Origin of the sequence: Methylotuvimicrobium sp. KM1, assembly GCF_044788715.1 — a bacterium.
In the GTDB taxonomy this organism is placed as follows: Bacteria; Pseudomonadota; Gammaproteobacteria; order Methylococcales; family Methylomonadaceae; genus Methylotuvimicrobium.
Genome location: NZ_CP173170.1, coordinates 1,494,841 through 1,515,527, shown reverse-complemented (window position 1 = coordinate 1,515,527; position 20,687 = coordinate 1,494,841). Strand labels below are relative to the sequence as shown.

The following is a 20,687-nucleotide window of genomic DNA, read 5'->3' as shown; positions in this document are numbered from 1 at the left end:
ATTTTTTTAAAATTCAGTCAGACGATAGAGCGGCCTGAGTACGGGGGACGTCCGGCGAACTACGACGATCCAAAATGGCGTAACAGACCGGCGTCAGGATCAGGCTGGCCAACATACCGACCAGTAAGCCCGCGGACAGCGACAAGGTCATCGGAATCAGAAATTGCGCCTGCGGACTGGTTTCCAGCAGCGTCGGTAAAAAGCCGGCAAACGTGGTCAAAAATGCCAATAAAATGGGGCGGAAGCGCGAAGTACATACCTCAATGATTAGGGCTTCCATAGGCCGGTCTCGGCCGCCGGATTGGCGTATGAAGTACAATAATACCAAACTGTCATTAACCACGATCCCGCTGGCGGCGATCATGCCGACCAAGGATTCCATCGATAACGGCAAGCCGGCGACCCAATGCGCCAGCACCGCACCGCACCAAGCCACAGGGGCGGCTAACAAAAAAATGACCGGTTTGCTATAGGAACGAAACGGCACCGCAATCAGTGCATAAATCACCAGCAGCGCAATCAGTGTGTTTTTACTAAAAGCAGCCAGCAACGCTTTTTGTTCTTGACGCTGTTGACCGGTATGAATATTTAACTCGGGAAATTGCTTTTCCATGGCTTGAAAGACATCCTGCTCGAGTACGGCATAGAGTTCATTGACATCGGCTAGCGTCGGGTCGACGCGTGCTTGCACCTTCAATACGCGCTGCCGGTCTTCCCGGTGGATACGGGAGTAACCTTGAATCAAATGGACGTCTGCTAAATTGGTTAACGGTGCGCTCGTTCCGTTCGGCAAGCGGATCGGCTGGGCTTTCAATCGATCCAGCGATCGCCGTTCGTGCAACGGATAACGCACCATCACCTTGACTTCTTTACGACCACGCATGAATCGATACACCTCCGCGCCGTAATAGCCCTGACGGACTTGTTCGGCCAATTGTTCCAAACGCAACCCTAACCGTTCCGCATCCGGTTTCAGCGTCAAATGGATTTCCGGTTTACCGGGTTCAGCCGAGTCGATAACATCGTATACGCCCGGAAAATCCTTGAGTTGCTGCTTGAGTTGTTCGACAGCCGGGGCCAAAACTTTCGGCTGATCGGAGCCCAGCATCAATTCGATGTCATAAGGCTCGTCACCTTCCTTGAAAATAAAGTCCACTTTACCGCGGCCGATATCGCCGATCCGTTGCCGCCAATCCCGGATAAACTTTTCAACCTTGATTCGTTGTCGTCCTTCCGATGAGAGCTCCAGCCAGATACCGGCGCCATGCTCCCAAATAATCGTTTCAATACCAACGATAACGCTCCGTTCATACGTCTGCGTTCCGTTATCCCTGTTATTTACATCTCGGCCGATCTGAGTGACGCCATCCAGTTCATCGCGCAATGCAAACAAAGCATTTTCAACGCGAGTGGTCAACGCTTGGGCTTCACTGTAGGGCGCGCTTTGCGGTAACTGTATCGATACCCAGAAACTGTCCTTGGTCACATCGGGATTGATCGACTGCCGGACGCGATCGCTTGCGACCAGTCCGAAACATAAAATCAACAAGGCCGCGAATAAGGCTACCGTCAAATAGCGCCAACTCAAGGCAACTGTCAAAAACGGCCGGTACACCCGGTCGACGAAACGGTCCATGCCTTGATTGAGTCGGGTACGTAACTGCTGTAAATATGTCGGTTTAGCGTTCGATTCGACAGCGGCAACCAAATGCGAGGGTAATATCAATAATGCTTCGATCAGAGAAAAGACTAAGGTCAAAATCATGATCAGGCAAATAGGCCGCATCATCTGTCCGGCCCAGCCCGGAAGATATAAGCCGGGCAAAAATGCCGCCAGCACAATCAAGACCGATAACGTGACAGGCAGTGCAACGGCTTTCACGCCATTGATTGCAGCTTGTAAGGGCGTCTCGCGCCCCTCCATTTGCCGGCTATGAACGCTTTCGCCGATGATAATGGCGTCGTCCACCAGGACGCCCATTGCCAGTAAAAAACCGAACAGAGACAGCATATTCAAGGAAATATCCAGCATCGGCATCAGCCAAAAGGCGCCGAGTACCGAAGTAAATATACCCGCACTGGCCCATAAGGCTACGCGTAATCGTAAGAACAGCGTCAATACCGAATAAACCAATAAAAATCCGATTAGACCGTCTTCCAACAAAGTTCCAATCCGCTCATCATAGGCTTGCGAATCGTCCCACCAAGTAATCAAACGCAAGCCTTCCGGTAAATTGGCGCGCATGGCTTCAATCGTCGATTTCACCTGCCGTGCCACCGCGACGCTATCCTGTTCGGTATGTATTTCCCAGCCTTGAGCCGTTTGACCGTTATGCCGCCAGGTGTATAAGCGCTCTTCCAAACCGTCCTTGATCGTAGCGATTCGATCCAACTGCAAACGGTTGCCGTCGGGTAAGGTTTTAATGATCAAACTGCCGACTGCGTCGGCATCTTTTGCGCGTCCGTTGACGCGTAACAACAACTCGCCGTCCGGGTTTTTGATCAAACCGCCCGGCAATTCGACCGATGCTTGACGGATGGCCCCCGCAACGTCATCCAACGTCAGCCGATATTTGCGCAGTTGTTCCGGGGCAATTTCAATGCTGATTTCGTAACCGATTTCGCCGTAATTACGCACGCGGCTGACGCCTGGAATCGTCGCCAATTGCTGTTGAATCCGGTCGCCGAACTGCTGCAGGCTAAACGCATCGGTATCGCCATGCAGAGCCACCCAAATCACGCCGTCATCGTCTTTGCGATCGGCCGGCAATACGTCGATTTTTTCCAGTTGTGCCGGTAGACGCTGAATTGACTGGACTCGGCTGCGCAACAGCGCCATCATTTGTTCACGGTCGCGGTTCGGCAGTATCTCAACCCCTATGGTACAGGTTTCGCCGCGGATCCAGCCATGCAGATGTTTGATGCCCGGCAAATCGTGTACCGCCTCTTCAATAGGGATACAGACGGACTGTTCGACTTCCGCCGGGCCCGCGCCGGGAAAAATAGTTGTCACCTCGATCTGATGCGGACTGAAGCGAGGGAATACCTCTTTGTCGACATCGATCATGCCGAGTGCGCCTCCGGTGAGTATCACCAGCATCAACAGATTGGCGGCGACCGGGTTATTGACAAACCAGGCTAGTATGCCGGAAAACTTTACTTGATTCATCGGCTTACTCATGGGTTTTCAACCGCTTGCGTATTCGCAATCACGACTTGCATACCCGCAACCGGCATCGGCATTTCGGAAATCACCACACTTTCGCCGGAATAGAGACCGGACCTGACGATCACCCTGTCGGTTTGGTTACGCAATACGTCTACCTTGCGAAATTCCAAGCGCTGTTCTCCATTAACCACTTTTACCTGCTGTAAAGCGTTTAATGCCGTGGGCGGCAGCGTAAACACTTTTTCCCGTGTGACGCCTTCAATTTCGGCCTGTACGAACAATCCGCTCAACAGAGGCGCACGACCCGGACCCTCCCATTCCGGCTGGTCGACTTGCGCCACCAAAATTAATTGGCCGCTGCTGCCGTCCAGTGCCGCTTCGCTTCGAACAATACGGCCTTGCCAGTGCTGCAGTCGACCGCCCACTTCGGCGCGTAGCGTCACGTTAGGCCAACGGTGCTTGCTGCGATTATTCTGCGGCAAATCCAAAAACGCCAGTTGATCGATCCCGATAGGCAAGCGAATTTCGGCAACATCATTGGCATAAATACGGGCAACCGCACTACCGGCCGACAGGTACTGTCCGTTACCGGCTTGTTTGCTCAACACGCGGCCGGAAAAAGGTGCCTTGAGTTCACAGCGCCCCCGATTCAGCTTGGCCTTGGCTAGATCGGCTTCGGCAGCCGATAATTTTGCTTCGGCTTCGGCCAATTGAGGTTTGCGCAACGCAAGATCGCTCGCCTCGCCTTGCCCGAGTGCCAGCCATTCGCTTTGAGCCTGCTCGGCTAATGCCTTTTCGTTGATCAGTACCCGTTTGGCCTCGGCGATTTTAGCTTGGGCGGCCACAATGGCGAAATCGTAATCGCGCGGATCGATCATCACTAATAAATCGCCTGCTTCGAAATAACCGCCGGATACCAACGCAGGATGCAACTCTACTATTTTACCGCTCACTTCGGCGATTAAATCGATTTCTTCGCGCGGCGTTACAACGCCTTGCGACATCACATTGAGTCTAACGGTTTGCGGTTTAACCCGGACGATTTCCACCATGGGCAGCGTGGATTGTTCGGCCTGCGGCAACATGCCGGGACGTAATTCGATCATGGCCCAGGCCGCACCCACGGCACCCAGTAACACCGCTATCGGTAATAGTGCTTTCATCAAGTATTTTTGTTCGTTCAAACGGCACCGCCTAATGCCAAGTACAGAGTGATTCGGTTGTTGAGTAATTGTCTTTGCACTTGTAGATGCGCGCTTTGCGCATTGAGCGTACTACGATAGCTATCGAGCAAGGTCAGAATTTCAATCAGCCCCTGCTGATAGGAATACACGGCCAGTTTCCGGCTGGCTTCGGTTTGGTCGACCGCTTCCCGTAAGGCCTTTTCTTGCGCACGCAGCCGGGATTCGGCAGCCAGCGCTTGCTCTACCTCGCGAAAGGCATTGAGTGCCACGCTTTGGTATTGATTGAAAACATCACTGACCCTGGCTTCGTTCAGGCGAATCTCGCCTTGTAGGCGACCGCCGGTGAACAACGGTTGTACCAGTCCGATCGCCACGTTCCAAGCCACAGCGCGCGGGTCGACCAATTCGGTTAGCGCTGGACTGCCGGTGCCGCCGGCAGCAGTTAACGTAATTCGCGGCAGCAGCGCTTTCTCGGCGCTTTCCAGTCGGGAATCGGCAGCGCGTAAACGTTTGAAAGCAGCCATCACATCGGGGCGGCGCGCCAACAATTCGGAGGGAAGGCCCGCCGTTAAAGCCATCGGCTGTTGCGGCAAGGCTCGATGCCGCATGAGTAAACTGTCATCCGGATAGCGGGCCAGCAGCGTTTGCAACAGGCGCCCAAGACGCTGCACATCGTTACGGGCTTGCGCCAGTTGCGCCTCGGCATTGGCTACATCGGTCAATACCAGCCTGAGATCGAGGCCACGGCTCAAGCCTTTATTGAAGCGACCGCGTATCAGACCGGCGATGATGCTTCTATCCTTGACCGACTGTTCCGCAACCTGCGTTTGTAATTGCGCTTCGAGCCATTCGAAATATACCTGAGCGATTCGTGCCGCTAACGATAATTGCGCCGCCCGAAAATCGTCGACGGCGGCCAAGGCCTCTTCCTCGGCCGCCTGTTGCCCGGCCTTGATACGGCCCCAGACGTCCAATTCCCAGTTGAAATTGAATAGGGCGCTAAACGCGCCGAATACCGAAGCACCGATGTTGCTATCGTTCTTGCTTCTTTGGTAACCGGGCGAAAAAAATAATTCAGGCAAGCGCTCCGAGCCGGCAATAACGGCTTGTTCGCGAGCCGCATCGATGCGAGCTACGGCGGCTTTCAGATCGAAGTTGTTAACTAGACCTTCGTGTACCATGGCAGTCAATAGCGGGTCGTTAAACGTCTCCACCCAGGAAGCGGCTAACGGCTCGACAATGGCGTCGGCTTCACGCCATTGTTCGGCAACCGGAAAATCCAATGCCTGAGCATCGCGTTCTTGAGCTGTAGTGCAACCCGCCAACGCTACACTGATGGTTAGCGATAACTGAGCAAGCAGCCGCGAAGACACTTTCATTGTTTTGCCGCAGGACCTTGCGGAACAGCTAACATTCGCTATTCTCGACGAACTCATGGGCAGATGCGGCACTGGCTTTAGCGGCGCTTCTTTAGCCAAATCACGACACCGGCCACCGATAATATCGATGATCAATTGATCGTATCCAGTTCGAACATATGTCCGCTTTGTGCGTTAAGTCGAGGCGACACCGAAATTTGTGCGGCTTCAGAACTCATCCATAATGATTGCACATCGACCTCAACATACAATTGCGGATTGATAGCGCTATCTAGCTCCTTGTAAAAAGCCAAAAAACTCCCGGTTACACCGACAATAACCAAAAAAACGGTCATCGCCAACCCCGAATATAGATGAACGAGTACCCCAAACGGGCGGATTTTCATAAAAACTCCAAAGTCTTCTCAGTCAATAAGGTTTAGACATATTTATAAGAAGACGATTAAGTATTAAAAATACCCGACTACCGCGAAGAGTTTGAAAAACTGCCGACAATTGGCTAAGCAATTGGGAGTCGCCAAAAAATACTGTTAATTGACGTAACACGCTGCACACGTAGCCCGTATGCAGCGTAGCGGAATACGGGAACGGCGTGGCTTCGTACTCCCCGGATTGCGCTACGCTCCATCCGGGCTACGCTTTTGGAGGCGCATGCGACGATTAAACTTGCATGCTGACTAACCGACTATAACCACCCAATCGGTTAGATAAGTTATCTTGATATTCATTGTTTTTTGCAAAACATTCAACATATCGCGGGAATCCTTGATTTTAAGGCGGCCATTGATTCTTAAATTGCGTAACCTTTCGTCTCTGAAATAGACCACTCCGAACCGGTATCGATTGATCTGATCGATAACGGTTTCCAACGTCTCATTTTCATATACCAAGACGCCGTTAATCCAAGACGTAGTCAACTTGGAATCCAGTTTTTTCAATTGGCCCATGGTTGTCTCGTAAACGGTCACGGACTCCTGATTGCTTAGTATCAGTGGTTTTTTCCCATACCTGCTTTCAGAAACTTCAACTCGCCCGGAAAGCACCTTGATTTCATCGCTATCGCTTTTGCGATGAACGAAGAAACGAGTACCCAATACACGAGTCGTCGAGCGGTCCGCTTTTACAAGAAAGGGGCGGCTGCGGTCGGGTTTTACATCGAAATAGACTTCGCCTTTCAGCAATTCTACCAAGCGTTGCCCGGCTTCCATTTTTACTGCCACCGCACTGTCAGTATTGAGCATCACGGTCGTACCGTCTTCCAGTTGAACTGTTTTAAGCTCGCCCTGCCTTGCCGAGTAATCCGCATTCAACAGGACATGAAGCTGCCCCGAAAGCGAAACGGCAAGGACGAAACAGGCGGCTAAAGCCAAAGGGATTGCGGTTTTAATGCGGCGTTTTTTTTTGGGCTTCGGGACAATACCGTGTTTGTTCGCGCTGTCGGTAAGGCTTTGTAAAAAGGCTTCATCGCCCCACATGACGCAGATTTCATAGAACGCTGTGCGGTGTTCGGCGGCTTGCTCCAACCACTGAATAAATGACGCTCTTTCTTGCCGGCTGACGTTATCGGCACGCAATCGAACAAACCATGTTACGGCTTGTTCATCTATGCTGTCGTTATTATTGGGTCCCACAATAGTTCACCCGACCTCTAAATTGCATTGATATTTTGGAAACTACTCAGCGAATGCCGCCGACCGGACTATTGTCATTCAAAGGAGAATGACAATAGTCCGGGGTATTTTCAACCTTCCTTGAATAGCCACAATATTTGTGTATTTTATCGAAAAGCGCCGTCAGCATTTAATTATTTATTCAGGAATCAAACGAAGCGTGTGCTCCGGATGGTCCGCGATCAGAGAGAGAGGTAAACCGTCCAGCCAAAACGGTTGCTGGTCCCGGTAAAATGCAGACAGCGGATGGCCGGATTGCCCGCCCGGCATATGCAAAATGCCGTCTTGCAGATGATTCGGCGACACCACCAAGCGCTCGCTGGCACCATAGTCGGGACCTGTCACCCGCACGCAATAACCGCCGCAACCGGCCACCGGCCGACGCGGCATATCCAGCACCGGCGACAGCAGCGAAAAGGCCTTGGAGAAAGGATGGGCGTGACCGACGACATTTTGTTTACCCCAATTTAGGTCGGCCAAGGTAATGCCCGAATGGCGGGACATGGCTTTTTCGGTACTGACGACCAATTGCGCCAGGATAAACCGATCCCAGTTGTTATACCTTGGGTCCGGCAATAATGGCGCGGGTTTTTCATTCAACAAAGTCTGCAAAGGAGTATCGACGTAATTCCAGGCATAAACAAAGTCCTTGTCGGCTTGTTTGCATGCGCTCAAAAACGGCGAGAGCACCGCATCGATCAATTGTTTGCGAAATTCGATCAAGACCGGCAGCCCCAAGCTTTCGATATCGGCGCGGCCGTTCCAACGCATCAAATAGCCGCGCAATTCCGCCAATGCCGGCTGCTGGTTGACCACTTCCGGCGTCAGCACTTGTAAAGCCAATTGCTGATAATAGCTGTAGAATTCGGTTTCGGTATCTTGTTGCAGGTTAAACAGGGACCATTCGCTATGCTGTTTCGTTTGCTTGAGGCGCTGATCGATCCGATAGGCACGATAGCCGTTGGCAAACTGATGACCGATCGTGTAAGGGAAATCGGCGGCAAAACGCCGCTCGTTGGCCGAAACTATAATGCCTGCCGGCGGATCGACAATCCGAGGCATGTCGCTGGGCTGAACATAGTGATTCCAGCCGGTTTTGCCGTCCGCCCAAGAACGGCTAATCAAGCCGTCTCCGCCAAATCGGTGAGGAATTTTACCGGTCAGAGTCCAGGCGATATGCCCGTGTTCATCGGCGAGTACGACATTCAATTGCGGTCCGCCGGCCCGATTGGCAACCGCCAACGACTGCTCCAACGTTTCACTCTGTTCCAGTTCCAAAATATTGATATTAACCGCATCGACATCCAAGGCAACCCAATGAATCGCGACCGGCTCGTCCAGTATAGGTTGTTGAGCAACCGGCCCCCAAAGCGTTTCTCTAACCGTTAATAACTTGGACTCTTCGCCCTTAATCTCAATCACTTCCCGGCGTTCGCCGAAATCGCACCAAGCATCGCCATGCCGATATTGCCCGGAGTTATCCGGATTGATTTCCAGCTTGACCAAATCCAGAAAGTCGCCGGCTAAATTCGTCATACCCCATGCAACATGTTGGTTACTGCCGGCAATTAGAAAAGGCGTACCCGGTAAATTGAGACCAGCCGCTTTAACTTTGGGATAGTGAAGTTCGACCCGGTACCAAATGTTAGGCACACTAATGCCTAGATGCATGTCGTTAGCCAATATCGCTCGGCCATCGCCCGTTTTGCTGCCGCTTACCGCCCAGGCATTCGAACCGGCCAGCTCTTCGCCGGGCGAAGCGGTGGCTAATGTTCCGAAGCTGGTAGAGCGGTTGGCCAACAAGGTCTGCATGGATTGAACAGGGATTGGTTGCGGCGGCCTTAACGACGCGGCATGTTGCATCAATGCATCGGTAAAGCGGTCGCTATCCGGAGTAAAAAACGCCACGACATCGGCGGGCAAGGTGCGCTCCATAACGCTAAGCATTCGCTCGCCGCGTTCGGCCCAAGCGGTCAGATTGTCGAACATACCAAACACAATCAGCAAACTGTCTGCGGCTTGCCAAGGCTCTGGGCGATAACCGAGCACTTTAAACTCGAACGGTAATGCAGTATTTTGCTGAAGATAGCTGTTTACTCCCTCGGCATAGGCCTGCAAATATTGACGGTGGTGCGCGGGCAACTTTGGCAATAGTTGCTTGGCTTTGACGTTGAAACCATAGATTCGCGCTTGCGTGTCGCTATTTACGGCCATTACTCCGAAAACTTCCGATAAACGACCGGCGGTTTTACGACGCATCAAATCCATTTGAAACAAGCGGTCGCGGGCAGTAACGTAACCCAATACCCGTGCGGCATCGATCCGGTTATCGGCGCGAATCAGCGGAATACCGTGGCTACCGGTGTCAATGCCGGCCGGAGCGGACAATCGGGCCAACTGAAACTCGCCATCCAAAACCGGCAGCGGTTGGAACAACCACCAAGTGCCGAAGCCTGCCACCGCGGCTACCAAACCAACAGCTCCCAAGCTAATCGTTAACCAAGTTTTGTTAGTCTTAGTCATCATTGAAAACGGTTGTCAAAGAGATAATGTTTACGCATCGGTAGTTTGCAATCCGTCTTGATCGGCCGATTGGTGCCGATGCGCATGAGGATACTCAACACTTGTAATACGACCTTCATCGAGCTTGATGCAACGGTCGGCCAGATTAAAATATTTGTCGTCATGCGTGATGGCCAGCACCGTTTTTCCTTGTGCTTTCAATGCCGGCAACAAGTCGGTATAAAACAAATGTTTGAATTCCGGATCTTGATCGGCCGCCCATTCGTCGAATACATAAAACGGTCTATCCTCTAAATAAGCCACCAGTAGCGCTAAGCGTTTACGCTGACCTTGAGACAAATTCAGCGAAGAAAACCGGCCGTCTACGATTTCGACCTTATGATTGAGATGTAGGCGTTGCAAATAATCGTCCATCAACGATCGATTCCGCTCGATATCCACGCCGTACAATTGATCGAATAAATAAAAGTCGGAAAAAATCGCCGAAAAGTTCTGCATATAGGCGTCGCGGTTACCGGCCTCGATAGCGCGGCCATTCCAGCGGATAACGCCTTGTTCGGGATGATAAAGACCCAGCAACAGCATTGCCAAAGTCGTCTTGCCGCTGCCGTTGCCGCCGATCAGGAACACTAACTCGCCCGGTCGGAATTCCAAATCGATAGGGCCGAGAATGAAATTGCGGTTTTCCTTTTCCCGATGAAAATTATGGGTCAGACCCGACAAAATTAATGCGTTAAACTTTTCCGGCATGGTCAATTCGGCCAATCGATCAGCCGAATGGCATTCAGCCAGTCTATCGTCTAATTGAAGAATCCTATTCAACGATACTTTAGCCTTGCTGAATGCCGGTAGGCTGTTGGTTAAGATAGTGAGCGGCGACATCATGAATAAAAACACGATGACATAACCGCTCACAATTTCTTGATTAAGGGTTTGCCATACAGGGAATACATACAAAATCAAGCCGATGGTTAGATAATAAAGAAATTGTATCCACTGATTTACCCATAAATAAGCCACAGTAGCGCGGAAAGAATGGCCGCGATAGGCATCCGCGCTGCCGGCAAGAGATTCGGAAATAAACTGATCGCTTCGCCGGCGATGCAGCTTCAGCTCCCGCACACCTTCGGTCAATGCGGCAAATCCTCTGCTGAGCACATCGTATTCGTCCCGCGCGTTGCGCACGGATCGCATCGGTATGTCTTTGCACAGATTAAACGTTGTTATGCCGAACAGGATCACGCCGGCCAATACTGACGCCAATTGCCAGGACAGCCAGCTCAAATAGGTCATGCACCCGATTACGATGGCAAAATTTATACACAGCAACGGAAAAAGTTCGCTTGCATTAGCAATCGCGGCGACATCCTCGGTCAAATGGCTCAGCAATACCGGTTTCCCGATTTTCTGTAAATTAGGGTAAGGCGCGTTCAAGATCAACCGACTAATGTGCAACCGCAGATCCCGAACCATTTTGGTACTGAATCGATTCAACAAATAGTGCGAGATAAATCGGCTGACTAATACGATAACCGCAAGTCCTGCAAACCACCAAGGGGCGGCAACCATATCAAGCTTACCGGCCAAACTGGTATTGATGTAGGCAATCAATGCGGCATTACTTAGGCCGCTTACAGCGCCCGATAGAAATACTCCGGTAATGATGATCCACGATGATCGCCATAAAAAAAACAACATATCGACTCCAAAGGTTACGAATTGACAGTATCGCCCGATTATTCATTTCGCGTAGCCCGGATGGAGCGCAGCGCAATCCGGGAAGTTCGAAGCCGCGCAGTCCCGTATTCCGCTACGCTGCATACGGGCTACATGGCTAGAAAAAAACGTGAATAAGACTTGCAACGTTAAATTGAAATGTCGCCTACAGTACAACCGGGAAGTTAGCCGATTTCATGCCTATCGACACGAAATAATGAACCCGTAAAAAAGGTGGTCGGCATGTCGATTTCGAGCCGAATTATGAATTCATCATCTCGGATAAATCATAGAAATAAGAACTGTCTACCCCTCTTATATTAGGAAGACGCTTTGAAGGTGAAATAACCACAGTTGTAAGGCAGGTATAAAAGGAAAAGTTAGCTAAAATTGACAGACAGTCGTTGCGAAGCAAAACAACGCACATTGTCTGTAAACAGCCAAGGGAGGAAGAAATATTAAACTGTGTTATTTGCCATAGCTAAATTAAGGTATATCACACACATCATGCTCATATGGACTTACTGTATGAATCTAAGCTGTTGATGTTTAAGACTAACAATATATGGCTCGATAATTGCTTGCATAACTTTGCAAATGAGTCTTTATAACAGCGCAACCCGGATGGAGCGCAGCGCAATCCGGGAAGTTCGAAGCCACGCCATTCCCGTATTCCGCTACGCTTCATACGGGCTACGCGCTTACTGCAGGAATAGTAAACTGCGTCATTTACCATAGCTAAATTGCGGCATATCACATAATTCATGCCCAAATGAACTTACTTTGCGCAGCTATATATTAGATTTTTAAGCCATATAAGCCATAGCTCGAAAATTGCTTAATATAAGTTAACTATTGCAAAGAATAGCTTGGCAGTTACCGCCACCCAAGTGCCCACAACTTTATCCGCCGGAAAATAGTCCAGCCGACCAAAATCGGGAATAGAACATGAATCTTGAATCCGTTTACGCTAAACATCAATCGGAATTACAACTGCACTTGGCTCGCATCGTCGATTGTCCGGAGATCGCTGCCGAGCTGGTACAGGAAGTCTTTATCATTTTTTCCACAGAAATCCGGAGACAAAAGATAGATCATCCGCGGGGATTTCTATTTCGTACCGCCAAAAACCTTGCCTACGACCACATCAAACACCGAAAAGTAACCGAAAAACATATCGACAACATCTTGCTGCTTCCTAGCGAAGAAGCGCCTTCTGCCGAGCACCAGGCCTTGGTCGAAGAAAAACTTTCCATCTTTTCCGCTATTGTCGACGAATTGCCGGAGCGCGTCAGAGAAGCTTTTATTTTAAACCGCGTATACGGCATGACCTACGCGGAAATCGCCATAGAACTCAACATATCCGATAGCGCAGTAGAAAAGCTGATATCGAGAGCATTACTGCATTACCGTCAACAATTCAAAATCCGTCAGTCCGATTTAAGTAACGACTGAGGTGAAAATGAAAGCAAATCGTCTTACTTCAGAGGAAAGGCTATAACCGGCAAAGCGCCCAACCTTACATACTGACAATCTAACCTACGGAGAATGACATGAATTGGGACGAGGAAGACACAACCATTTATCAGGTCGTAATCAATCACGAAGAACAATACTCCATTTGGCCGGAATACAAAGACATTCCAAACGGTTGGAAAGCCGTCGGCCCCAAAGGCCTAAAACAGATATGCCTTGATTATATCAACGAAGCCTGGACGGATATGCGACCATTAAGTTTACGGCAGCATATGCAGCAAGCCGGATTAGAGTAAAAAATTACATTCTGTTCTCGTTGGCGGTTGAAAAAACATCGGCAACTCTGCAGGACGGGTTATTTAACCCGTCCCGCCAAAAAACACGTAGCCCGTATGCAGCGTAGCGGAATACGGGGAATTCATCGCCACGCCGGCCCCGGATTGCGCTACACTCCATCCGGGCTACGCTGCTTTTTTATATTCGAATATAGGATTAACTCTGCCAGTATTACTGCCGGACCCCGGAATCACGCCGCCCGCCTCTCCCCCAGAGTAACCCGGATTTCTACGCTATCCCACGGTACATACACTTTATTCTCATCGCTTTTTTCAATCAACCCGTGCGCCATCATGGCTTGAATATCGCGGCGCACGTTACTGTAATTGCATCCGAGTCGCTTGGCCAGTGCGTAAATGGATTGCGCCCCGGTAGCTTTCAACACATCCAGCAACCGGCAGCGTTCGCCGGTAAACTCGGCAAACAATTGCCCGGCATCGGTAAACCCCAGATGATAATCGGCCGGGGCTGACTCGCCGGCGTCAATCGCCTTGACCAACGCCCGCGAACGGGTAAATACACTATCCAGAGTGCTCAATTCAATAATCGCTTTATTCATTGTTCACGCTCCATCACGCGCCGCACATCGCGGCGAAAATCACTAATCAGGGTTTCATAATCGGTAAACCAATACGGTCTTTCATTCTCGCCATCGTGAATGCGATCACCCTTACCGCGCTCATTGTCATAACGCAATCGGCATTGACCATTACGGCCGCAATATAGACGGTATTTATATAAATGGTCGCTACCCACCACCGGCGCGGCTAACCGCCAAATGACCATCTGCACCGTCCATTCTCCCAAGACGACTTTTTCATTTAAAACCGGTTCGGCTTTAGTTTTTCATGTATTGCATCCTAAGCAATATAGTGCTTAGAAGCAATGTTTTAAAAGGTCAGATCCTGAGGTATCCCCCACAAATCGCTCGTTCCCAAGCTCTTTGCTTGGGAACGCAGTGCGAGAAGCTCCCCCTTCGACAAGAGCTCAGGGCAAGAGCTTCTCGAAACCGGTAAGTAAGAGCTTACGTTAAGGATTTCCCAAACCGGAGAGCCTGTGACAATATTCAACATTGCGGAATAACAATAAGTTACATATTACATGAGGCATTATGTTGTTGACTTTATAATCGTTTATCTTCATGGCGAATGAATTTTTTATGATGTATCCGCGAATACTTTCGTAGCGCGTAGCCCGTATGCAGCGCCAGCGGAATACGGGGAATTCGTAGCCTCGCCTGTCCCGGATTGCACTGCGCTCCATCCGGGCTTCGGTGTTCAATGATCGTCGAACACCGCCGACAAGTTCGGCGCATCCAGAATGCGCTCGGCCCAGATTTCGAGTTGTTCCGACGTGGCTTGATCCAGTCGCCGTTGAATCGCGTCCGGCAACGGGCCGAAGCGCTTGATCAATTGGCGCTAAAGCAGCCTAGCCTCGCCCTCTATTTTTCCTTCCACTTTTCCTTCAGCCTTACCTTCCAATTTACCTTGTTCCAGAGCCAAACGCTCTATCGACATCACATAAGTCATCGTTTCCGCCTCCAGTTGTTTGATTTCATCGCTTAATTGCCGTTCTAACTCATCCGGGAACTGCATCAGCCAATCTATGACCCGTAACAACTCCATAATATCCAGCCGCGCGTAATCGCGCGACAACCGAAATAATTGCTCAAATATGTAACCCCTTTTTCTACCAATGTATACGAAAAAACCAACTTATCTTTCAATTTTCAACCATAGCAAATTATTTTAAGGGGGGTATCCACTTTAATCTCGTAACATCTATATGTTGTGGTCGATTATCTGTTCCCCAAGGATGATCTGATTCCGTGAAATATGCTCAACTTGAACTGCCTGCTCGATTAGACGATAGAATAGCAAGCCGCGAGATTTAGCGCTACGTCGGTTGAATCGGAACGTATACTCATCAAGGTAGTAGTCAAGATACTTACTACTGACAGACCCTTGGTAGGTACCCAGTAACCAGCGCTTAAGCAGTGCAGCAATCCGGTGTACTCCTGGCATCAAGACATGAGCAGGATCGCCAGACGATGAGAGAATAGTTTTACTATGGATGTAGTTGTGCTCTTCCAATGTATTGTACCCGCCCCAACCATCGGTCAGTACTTCTGATCCGGGCTCTATCATTTCGCATACGAAGGAAACAAGACTAGCTCCTGACACATCAGGCACTTGCCGAAGACGCACACGACCGAAGCCAAAAGGTTTATGTATTTCGATAGCCACTACCACAATCGCTTTTTTCTCGGTTTCGCGGCCGCGAACACCCGTCTCTACTCCACCAACATAGGTTTCATCTACTTCAACCTTACCCCTGAGGCGATCTCGGCCCGGTCGTACCATCGCATGCCGCATCTTATGCAACCAAGCCCATGCTGTCTGATAACTCCCGAACCCGACCACTCGCTTTAGGCCAAGTGCATTACCACCGTACTTCTGACTCGTTATATACCACATCGCTTGAAACCATGTGCGAAGCGGTTTTCGAGTGCCTTCGAAAAGCGTACCCGCAATCACCGAAGTCTGCCGCTGACAACTTGCACATCGAAGTAACCCTCTGCCCGTAAGCCATGCTTTATTCCGTGCTTATCCGGTTGCCACACACACCCACTATATGTAGTATGTTGAGTGTTTGCATCAATGCGAGGCGATCATGGCTATCGATGTGTTTCAGCGAGGCGACCTGCCATTTCCTCGCTCGTTGCCAGAGTTTCAGCGGCTTTTTCCAGACGAGGCGGCGTGCGCGGCATACCTTGAGCGCGCCCGGTGGGGTGGCGGATTCGCCTGCCCATATTGCGGGGCTTCTGGCGAACCGTATCGCATCACCACCCGCCCAGGGGTGCTTCGTTGCCGGAAGTGCCGCCGCGCGACACTCGTCTCACAGCCGGAACCGTCATGGAAGGCACGCACACGCCGCTCTCTGTCTGGTTCTGGGCGGCCTATCTGGTTGCCAGCCAAACACCCGGTATCTCGGCCGTTCAATTCCAGCGGCAACTCGGGCTTTCGCGCTATGAGACCGCTTTCCAGATCCTTCACAAGCTGCGTGTCGGCATGGTGCGCCCGGATCAGGATCGGATCGGCGGAAAGCCAGGCGAGCACGTCGAGGCCGATGAAACCTGGGTGGGCGGCCGTACGCGCGGAGAGGGGCGAGGCGTCCACCATAAGACCCTTGTGGCTGCTGCGGTCGAGGTGCGACAACGCAAGCCAGGCACCAAGCCCAATCCGCGAAGGAGTGGCCGCTACGCCGGACGCGTCCGGCTTGCTTTGGTGCCTGACCGGAGCGCCGATTCGCTTTGCGGTTTTATTGAAAGCGTTGTGGCACCGGGCACCAGAATCATCACTGATGACTGGAGCAGCTACGCTGGGCTCACCAAGCGCGGCTATGACCACATGCCCATCGCGGAACGCGGTGATCCGCAGGTTACCGAAGAGTTCATGCCAATCATTCATCTCGTATTTTCCAACCTCAAAACCTGGCTGCGCGGTATCCATCACGGCGTCAGCCCGCAACACTTGCAGACGTATCTCAATGAGTTCACCTTCCGTTTCAATCGCCGCCACTACCCATTCAATGCTTTCCGTTCCCTGCTTAGAATCGCAGGCGACGTCACCGCACCCACCTACGCCGAGCTTTATGCCGGCGAATCACGGCCCACTATATCTAGTAAATGTGTGTGACAACCGGATAAGCACGCTTTATTCTTCCCGCAGTTAGGGCACTGAAACCCTTCAGGCCAACGCAATTGCCAGAGGTATTCAATGCAGGCCACCTCGTTCGGAAACCATTCATCAAATTCTTGCATTGTTCGTGGGTAATCTACGCCGCCCACAGGATGGGATTTTTCGCTCATTTAGACATACTACATCTTGTATCTACGAGAGTGAAGTGGATACCCCCCCCTATTTTATATAGCTATTTTTTGGGGATATCTCAGGATCCGACCCTATTTATTAACAACGTCATCTCGTTAGGGATTGCCGAGATCCAGCCCACAAGGAACTACCGCAACCTACAACCAGACCCCTACCCAAGCTGCTTGTAAACAATCTTCGGCATATTCGCGCCCGAAATAGCCACCGCGCCACTCAAGCCATTAGCTAATTCCAAATCGATCAGACACCATCCTTTCGGCGAGCCGCATCCGCTCGGTAACGACAAGAAACGGCTCGGCCCTTGCACTGCGGTTTCCACTTGAGAAACATCTAACGAAAAACCAAGGCCGACAGCTTTTATGAAGCTTTCTTTCCTCGTCCAAAGTTTGTAAAAAAATTCTTTCTGCCGCTCCTTTGGTAAATCAGACCAAAAGCGAGTCTCTTCCTCAGAAAAACATAACGCCATAATCCCATGGTAATCGACCCTATCCGACCATACTTCAATATCGATGCCGATGTCATAAGCATTACCGACACCAACCGCCATGTAATCGCCGGAATGGGCCAAATTGAATCTAATGCCATAGGTATTGCCGAAGGCAACAAAAGGTTTGCCGTACGCTTGTGATGTAAACGGGATTTTGCCAGGGGGCATACCCAGATACTCAGCCAAAATCAACCGGAGCTTCCCGTGACTTGCCACATAACCCCGGCCATCCCTTGTTCGCACAAAACGCAAAGCCTTATTTTGCTCATTTTTGTCCAGTATTGACCAATAATACCGATATTCTTCATCGGTAATGGCTAACGCTTCAAACCATAAATCGATATCCATACAAAATCGTCAGGTATTGGATTTTTTTCCGGGTACTTTGGGTTTCTATACATAAATCTTGATGAGAGCAAGCTCTCCTATGGCATGTCCAGATACTCGCACCACTCGTCCACCAAACGTATCATTCAAGGCTCTTCCGTACTTGCCGTGGTAATAGCGCATCGACACCAAGTTAGAATAATCGAGGAAGCTTAAGTAATTGATAAAGAAGTTAAAATATATTCTTAGCATCCAGCCATAATGTCTTTATGGCTAATTTGACGAACTACCACGGGAAATCCGGAAGAGCCTCATTCAATCGTGCATTGACGCATTCAACTACACTACGCTAGTGATAAAGAATGGCTTTCAGATATGTGATTTGAGATTGAGGCCGCATATACAACAGACAGGGTCTGAATAATGGAAAAATCGTACATACGAATGTATACAACACATTACCAGCCTGCGGACTAAAATACAGTACCGAGCATCAAAATTAAGTCTAAAAATCAAGGACTGTTCAAATTCTATCTTGATAACTCGCTAATTTCCGCAGAATTGACTTCCCTTTAAAATACCAAGAAGCAACTTCAAATAGTAAAGGTGTATGCCAAGGTATGCCCGGTGGGGGCGACCATCTCAAGCGACGTGAATCATTCCAGAAAAAAACTACAGCAGATGTGAATTCCTGCGTGTCAACGCCATGCCACCAATAAATTGGAAAAAAGAGCATTTCTCCCGCGTTGACTTCACATTCATAGTAGTTTGCATTCGCATACAAAGGATACTTTTTTAAATCGACAGGTTCTTCAGTAATCTTACTGAAGTTATATTTCTGATATAAAAATTGAGTTTGATCGGGTGCAAAAAGTTTAACTCTTTTACGACCCGAAACAACACAAAGCAAAGCTTTTCCATAAGGATGAAAGTGAATTTGGGAATATACATGACTCCCAATATAACAAGCAGCCATTGGCTCCTTCGAATCGATGTATGGGGGGACAGAATAGTCCGAAACCAATTCCGGAAGAATTTTTTTTACTGGTTGTTCGCTCAGATAGACCCGATCTTTATCTACTGGATTACTGTTTGCCAGAGCCAAGTATTCCGATAACGTCATCAATTCGCTAGATGCTTCACGATAATTTCCGTTTTTCATCCGCTTTACAGGAACTCCCCTCTCACCAGCAAGCGACTTAAAATATTGTGGATTCCAACGTGAGTAAGCTTTCCATTGGGAAACAACCCCCGTTATCAATACGGGCTTACCTGCTTTCGCATATAACTTATTAAATTCTTCAAACGATGGTTTATGTACCCTCTCCACCTGTAACGGCAATTTTTCAATCGAATACATTGTGTAATCTCCTATTGTTCAACCGTACACCAACGCAGCATATTTAGTATAATTTTCAGAAAACTAGCAACACATATGTTGCTCACAATTAAAGGTTTAACAAGAAGTATTAAAAGGGTATCATGTGGTTTTTAAAAAATAATCGAATACGCCTTCTGTTTTACAAAGTTATCTATCTTCCCCAATCAAACTCTTCACCTAATAAATGCCAAAGCTTTTGATTATATGGTTCGAAAAAAACGCGTAACTTGGCAATGCTTTCTTCATCAGGTGGTGGCAATATAATTGGATTCTCATTTACCTTATCTTTAAACTTAGGGATTTCGAAAGGCGGCAACCCAACGAAATCACATATTTTATTTAAAAAATTATTTCTATCCGAGAAATAATCTTGTACATCTAGTACTAATACATTATTCTCACCAAAACATTCAATCCAATAGCCAACAGCTTTCCAATAAATACTTGTTTGCAATGGATCAAAACCGCAAACAGTAAACATCGGGGAATCTGGAAAAACGGATAGTGCCTTGTCTACATAAGCTGGAAATGAATTTAAAAAAGGCAAGTTATTCGAGCGTGTTTTTCCAGTCAGGAATATTTCCCACTTCCACTGTGAATAAAATCTTTTAACAGGATCTCTTAAAGTTAGAACGACTTTAGTTTCAGGTGTCTCCTTGGAAAGGTTATAGATTAACTCCATCCAATGAAGATATGGTGCCAGAAGCGGAGTTAATGCTACTTTATTTCGAGAAGCAAAAACCTTTTTCTGCCGTTCTGTTGGGTAATTCATGCGCCATTTTTCAATATCAGAAGACAATATCTCTTTAGCTAATGGATGCATAACATTAGGATGCAACATGACGCTGATGGCTAAATCGCTGGTGCCGCTTTTTATAGGCCCAACGACACAGAAATCCGGCAAAATTCGCTTACCAGAAAATTTCCGCGCAAATCTGCGCCACGCGGGGACATAGCCAAAATAATGTGGAAGAAATTGATATTCAATCCACTTTGAAAAATATTCAATTTTAGAGGGGAGTTTATCTTCAGAAACAAATCCGTTATGTATATTAGTATATTCGGTTGCCAACAAATAAGCCCGAGACAACATCGTTCTTTTACAGTAAAAATAATCATCATTCATTTATTTAAGCAACCTATAAA

18 protein-coding genes and 1 pseudogene are annotated in these 20,687 nt (G+C 49.2%); 3 read left to right on the top strand and 16 right to left on the bottom strand.

Annotated features, from left to right (window positions below):
* Positions 1–13 precede the first annotated feature (13 nt).
* The 7 genes from ACINK7_RS06465 to ACINK7_RS06435 all read right to left on the bottom strand — a co-directional run bounded on the left by ACINK7_RS06465 (position 14) and on the right by ACINK7_RS06435 (position 11,623).
* Positions 14–3,181 carry an efflux RND transporter permease subunit gene (locus tag ACINK7_RS06465; RefSeq protein WP_404360490.1) on the bottom strand — a complete coding sequence of 1,056 codons (3,168 nt, stop codon included), beginning with the start codon at positions 3,179–3,181 and terminating at the stop codon, positions 14–16.
* Positions 3,178–4,353 carry an efflux RND transporter periplasmic adaptor subunit gene (locus tag ACINK7_RS06460; protein ID WP_404360489.1) on the bottom strand — a complete coding sequence of 392 codons (1,176 nt, stop codon included), beginning with the start codon at positions 4,351–4,353 and terminating at the stop codon, positions 3,178–3,180. Before ACINK7_RS06460 ends, ACINK7_RS06465 begins: the two co-directional genes overlap by 4 nt.
* Entirely contained in the window at positions 4,350–5,732 is a 1,383-nt protein-coding gene (locus tag ACINK7_RS06455) for an efflux transporter outer membrane subunit (RefSeq protein ID WP_404360488.1), read from the bottom strand. Before ACINK7_RS06455 ends, ACINK7_RS06460 begins: the two co-directional genes overlap by 4 nt.
* A gap of 131 nt (positions 5,733–5,863) precedes the next feature.
* Positions 5,864–6,118, bottom strand: a complete 255-nt coding sequence (locus ACINK7_RS06450; protein WP_404360487.1) for a PepSY domain-containing protein — start codon at positions 6,116–6,118, stop codon at positions 5,864–5,866.
* Positions 6,119–6,409: 291 nt separating this feature from the next.
* A complete protein-coding gene (locus tag ACINK7_RS06445; protein WP_404360485.1) occupies positions 6,410–7,363 on the bottom strand; it encodes a FecR family protein in 954 nt (317 codons plus the stop codon).
* A gap of 177 nt (positions 7,364–7,540) precedes the next feature.
* On the bottom strand, positions 7,541–9,928 hold the full coding sequence (locus ACINK7_RS06440; RefSeq protein ID WP_404360484.1) for a penicillin acylase family protein: 2,388 nt from the start codon (positions 9,926–9,928) through the stop codon (positions 7,541–7,543).
* A 27-nt stretch (positions 9,929–9,955) separates the two neighbouring features.
* Positions 9,956–11,623 (bottom strand): cyclic peptide export ABC transporter, encoded by a 1,668-nt coding sequence (locus ACINK7_RS06435; RefSeq protein WP_404360483.1) that lies wholly within the window; start codon positions 11,621–11,623, stop codon positions 9,956–9,958.
* A gap of 966 nt (positions 11,624–12,589) precedes the next feature.
* Between ACINK7_RS06435 and ACINK7_RS06430 the strand changes: the two genes are divergently transcribed.
* Both ACINK7_RS06430 and ACINK7_RS06425 read left to right on the top strand, forming a co-directional pair.
* The gene (locus ACINK7_RS06430; RefSeq protein WP_404360482.1) at positions 12,590–13,096 is read left to right on the top strand and encodes an RNA polymerase sigma factor; all 507 of its coding nucleotides are present in this window, start codon (positions 12,590–12,592) and stop codon (positions 13,094–13,096) included.
* A gap of 98 nt (positions 13,097–13,194) precedes the next feature.
* Positions 13,195–13,413: an MbtH family NRPS accessory protein gene (locus ACINK7_RS06425; RefSeq protein WP_014148017.1), complete on the top strand. Its 219-nt coding sequence runs from the start codon at positions 13,195–13,197 to the stop codon at positions 13,411–13,413.
* Between the two features lie 230 nt (positions 13,414–13,643).
* Here the strand turns inward: ACINK7_RS06425 and ACINK7_RS06420 are convergent, their stop codons facing one another.
* From ACINK7_RS06420 to ACINK7_RS06400, 5 genes are all read right to left on the bottom strand, one after another.
* On the bottom strand, positions 13,644–14,012 hold the full coding sequence (locus tag ACINK7_RS06420; protein WP_404360481.1) for a hypothetical protein: 369 nt from the start codon (positions 14,010–14,012) through the stop codon (positions 13,644–13,646).
* Complete coding sequence (locus ACINK7_RS06415) at positions 14,009–14,239, bottom strand: DUF6516 family protein (RefSeq protein ID WP_404361419.1); 231 nt, start codon at positions 14,237–14,239, stop codon at positions 14,009–14,011. Before ACINK7_RS06415 ends, ACINK7_RS06420 begins: the two co-directional genes overlap by 4 nt.
* Before the next feature lie 491 nt (positions 14,240–14,730).
* Positions 14,731–14,865, bottom strand: coding sequence for a hypothetical protein (locus ACINK7_RS06410; protein ID WP_404360480.1), 135 nt, complete (start codon positions 14,863–14,865; stop codon positions 14,731–14,733).
* Positions 14,866–14,871: 6 nt separating this feature from the next.
* On the bottom strand, positions 14,872–15,108 hold the full coding sequence (locus ACINK7_RS06405; RefSeq protein WP_404360479.1) for a hypothetical protein: 237 nt from the start codon (positions 15,106–15,108) through the stop codon (positions 14,872–14,874).
* A 126-nt stretch (positions 15,109–15,234) separates the two neighbouring features.
* Entirely contained in the window at positions 15,235–15,990 is a 756-nt protein-coding gene (locus tag ACINK7_RS06400) for an IS1595 family transposase (RefSeq protein WP_404360478.1), read from the bottom strand.
* Between the two features lie 136 nt (positions 15,991–16,126).
* On the opposite strand from ACINK7_RS06400, the pseudogene ACINK7_RS06395 reads away from it, so the two are divergent.
* Positions 16,127–17,151, top strand: a pseudogene (locus ACINK7_RS06395) (IS1595 family transposase).
* On the opposite strand, the gene ACINK7_RS06390 reads toward ACINK7_RS06395, so the two are convergent.
* The 4 genes from ACINK7_RS06390 to ACINK7_RS06375 all read right to left on the bottom strand — a co-directional run bounded on the left by ACINK7_RS06390 (position 17,106) and on the right by ACINK7_RS06375 (position 20,667).
* Positions 17,106–17,276 carry a transposase gene (locus ACINK7_RS06390; RefSeq protein ID WP_404361418.1) on the bottom strand — a complete coding sequence of 57 codons (171 nt, stop codon included), beginning with the start codon at positions 17,274–17,276 and terminating at the stop codon, positions 17,106–17,108. The pseudogene ACINK7_RS06395 and the gene ACINK7_RS06390 sit on opposite strands and share 46 nt — an antisense overlap.
* Positions 17,277–17,497: 221 nt before the next feature.
* Positions 17,498–18,181, bottom strand: a complete 684-nt coding sequence (locus ACINK7_RS06385; protein WP_404360477.1) for a 4'-phosphopantetheinyl transferase family protein — start codon at positions 18,179–18,181, stop codon at positions 17,498–17,500.
* Between the two features lie 502 nt (positions 18,182–18,683).
* Positions 18,684–19,520, bottom strand: coding sequence for a cupin-like domain-containing protein (locus tag ACINK7_RS06380; protein WP_404360475.1), 837 nt, complete (start codon positions 19,518–19,520; stop codon positions 18,684–18,686).
* Positions 19,521–19,692: 172 nt separating this feature from the next.
* Complete coding sequence (locus ACINK7_RS06375; protein ID WP_404360474.1) at positions 19,693–20,667, bottom strand: sulfotransferase domain-containing protein; 975 nt, start codon at positions 20,665–20,667, stop codon at positions 19,693–19,695.
* Positions 20,668–20,687: the final 20 nt, after the last annotated feature.

Coding starts and splice junctions, on each gene's coding strand:
- ACINK7_RS06380 (WP_404360475.1), bottom strand. CDS start 19,520: ATGTATTCGATTGAAAAATTGCCGTTACAGGTGGAGAGGGTACATAAA.
- ACINK7_RS06420 (WP_404360481.1), bottom strand. CDS start 14,012: ATGAATAAAGCGATTATTGAATTGAGCACTCTGGATAGTGTATTTACC.
- ACINK7_RS06430 (WP_404360482.1), top strand. CDS start 12,590: ATGAATCTTGAATCCGTTTACGCTAAACATCAATCGGAATTACAACTG.
- ACINK7_RS06390 (WP_404361418.1), bottom strand. CDS start 17,276: ATGCAAGAATTTGATGAATGGTTTCCGAACGAGGTGGCCTGCATTGAA.
- ACINK7_RS06375 (WP_404360474.1), bottom strand. CDS start 20,667: ATGAATGATGATTATTTTTACTGTAAAAGAACGATGTTGTCTCGGGCT.
- ACINK7_RS06385 (WP_404360477.1), bottom strand. CDS start 18,181: ATGGATATCGATTTATGGTTTGAAGCGTTAGCCATTACCGATGAAGAA.
- ACINK7_RS06425 (WP_014148017.1), top strand. CDS start 13,195: ATGAATTGGGACGAGGAAGACACAACCATTTATCAGGTCGTAATCAAT.
- ACINK7_RS06465 (WP_404360490.1), bottom strand. CDS start 3,181: ATGAGTAAGCCGATGAATCAAGTAAAGTTTTCCGGCATACTAGCCTGG.
- ACINK7_RS06415 (WP_404361419.1), bottom strand. CDS start 14,239: ATGGTCATTTGGCGGTTAGCCGCGCCGGTGGTGGGTAGCGACCATTTA.
- ACINK7_RS06440 (WP_404360484.1), bottom strand. CDS start 9,928: ATGATGACTAAGACTAACAAAACTTGGTTAACGATTAGCTTGGGAGCT.
- ACINK7_RS06435 (WP_404360483.1), bottom strand. CDS start 11,623: ATGTTGTTTTTTTTATGGCGATCATCGTGGATCATCATTACCGGAGTA.
- ACINK7_RS06450 (WP_404360487.1), bottom strand. CDS start 6,118: ATGAAAATCCGCCCGTTTGGGGTACTCGTTCATCTATATTCGGGGTTG.
- ACINK7_RS06455 (WP_404360488.1), bottom strand. CDS start 5,732: ATGAAAGTGTCTTCGCGGCTGCTTGCTCAGTTATCGCTAACCATCAGT.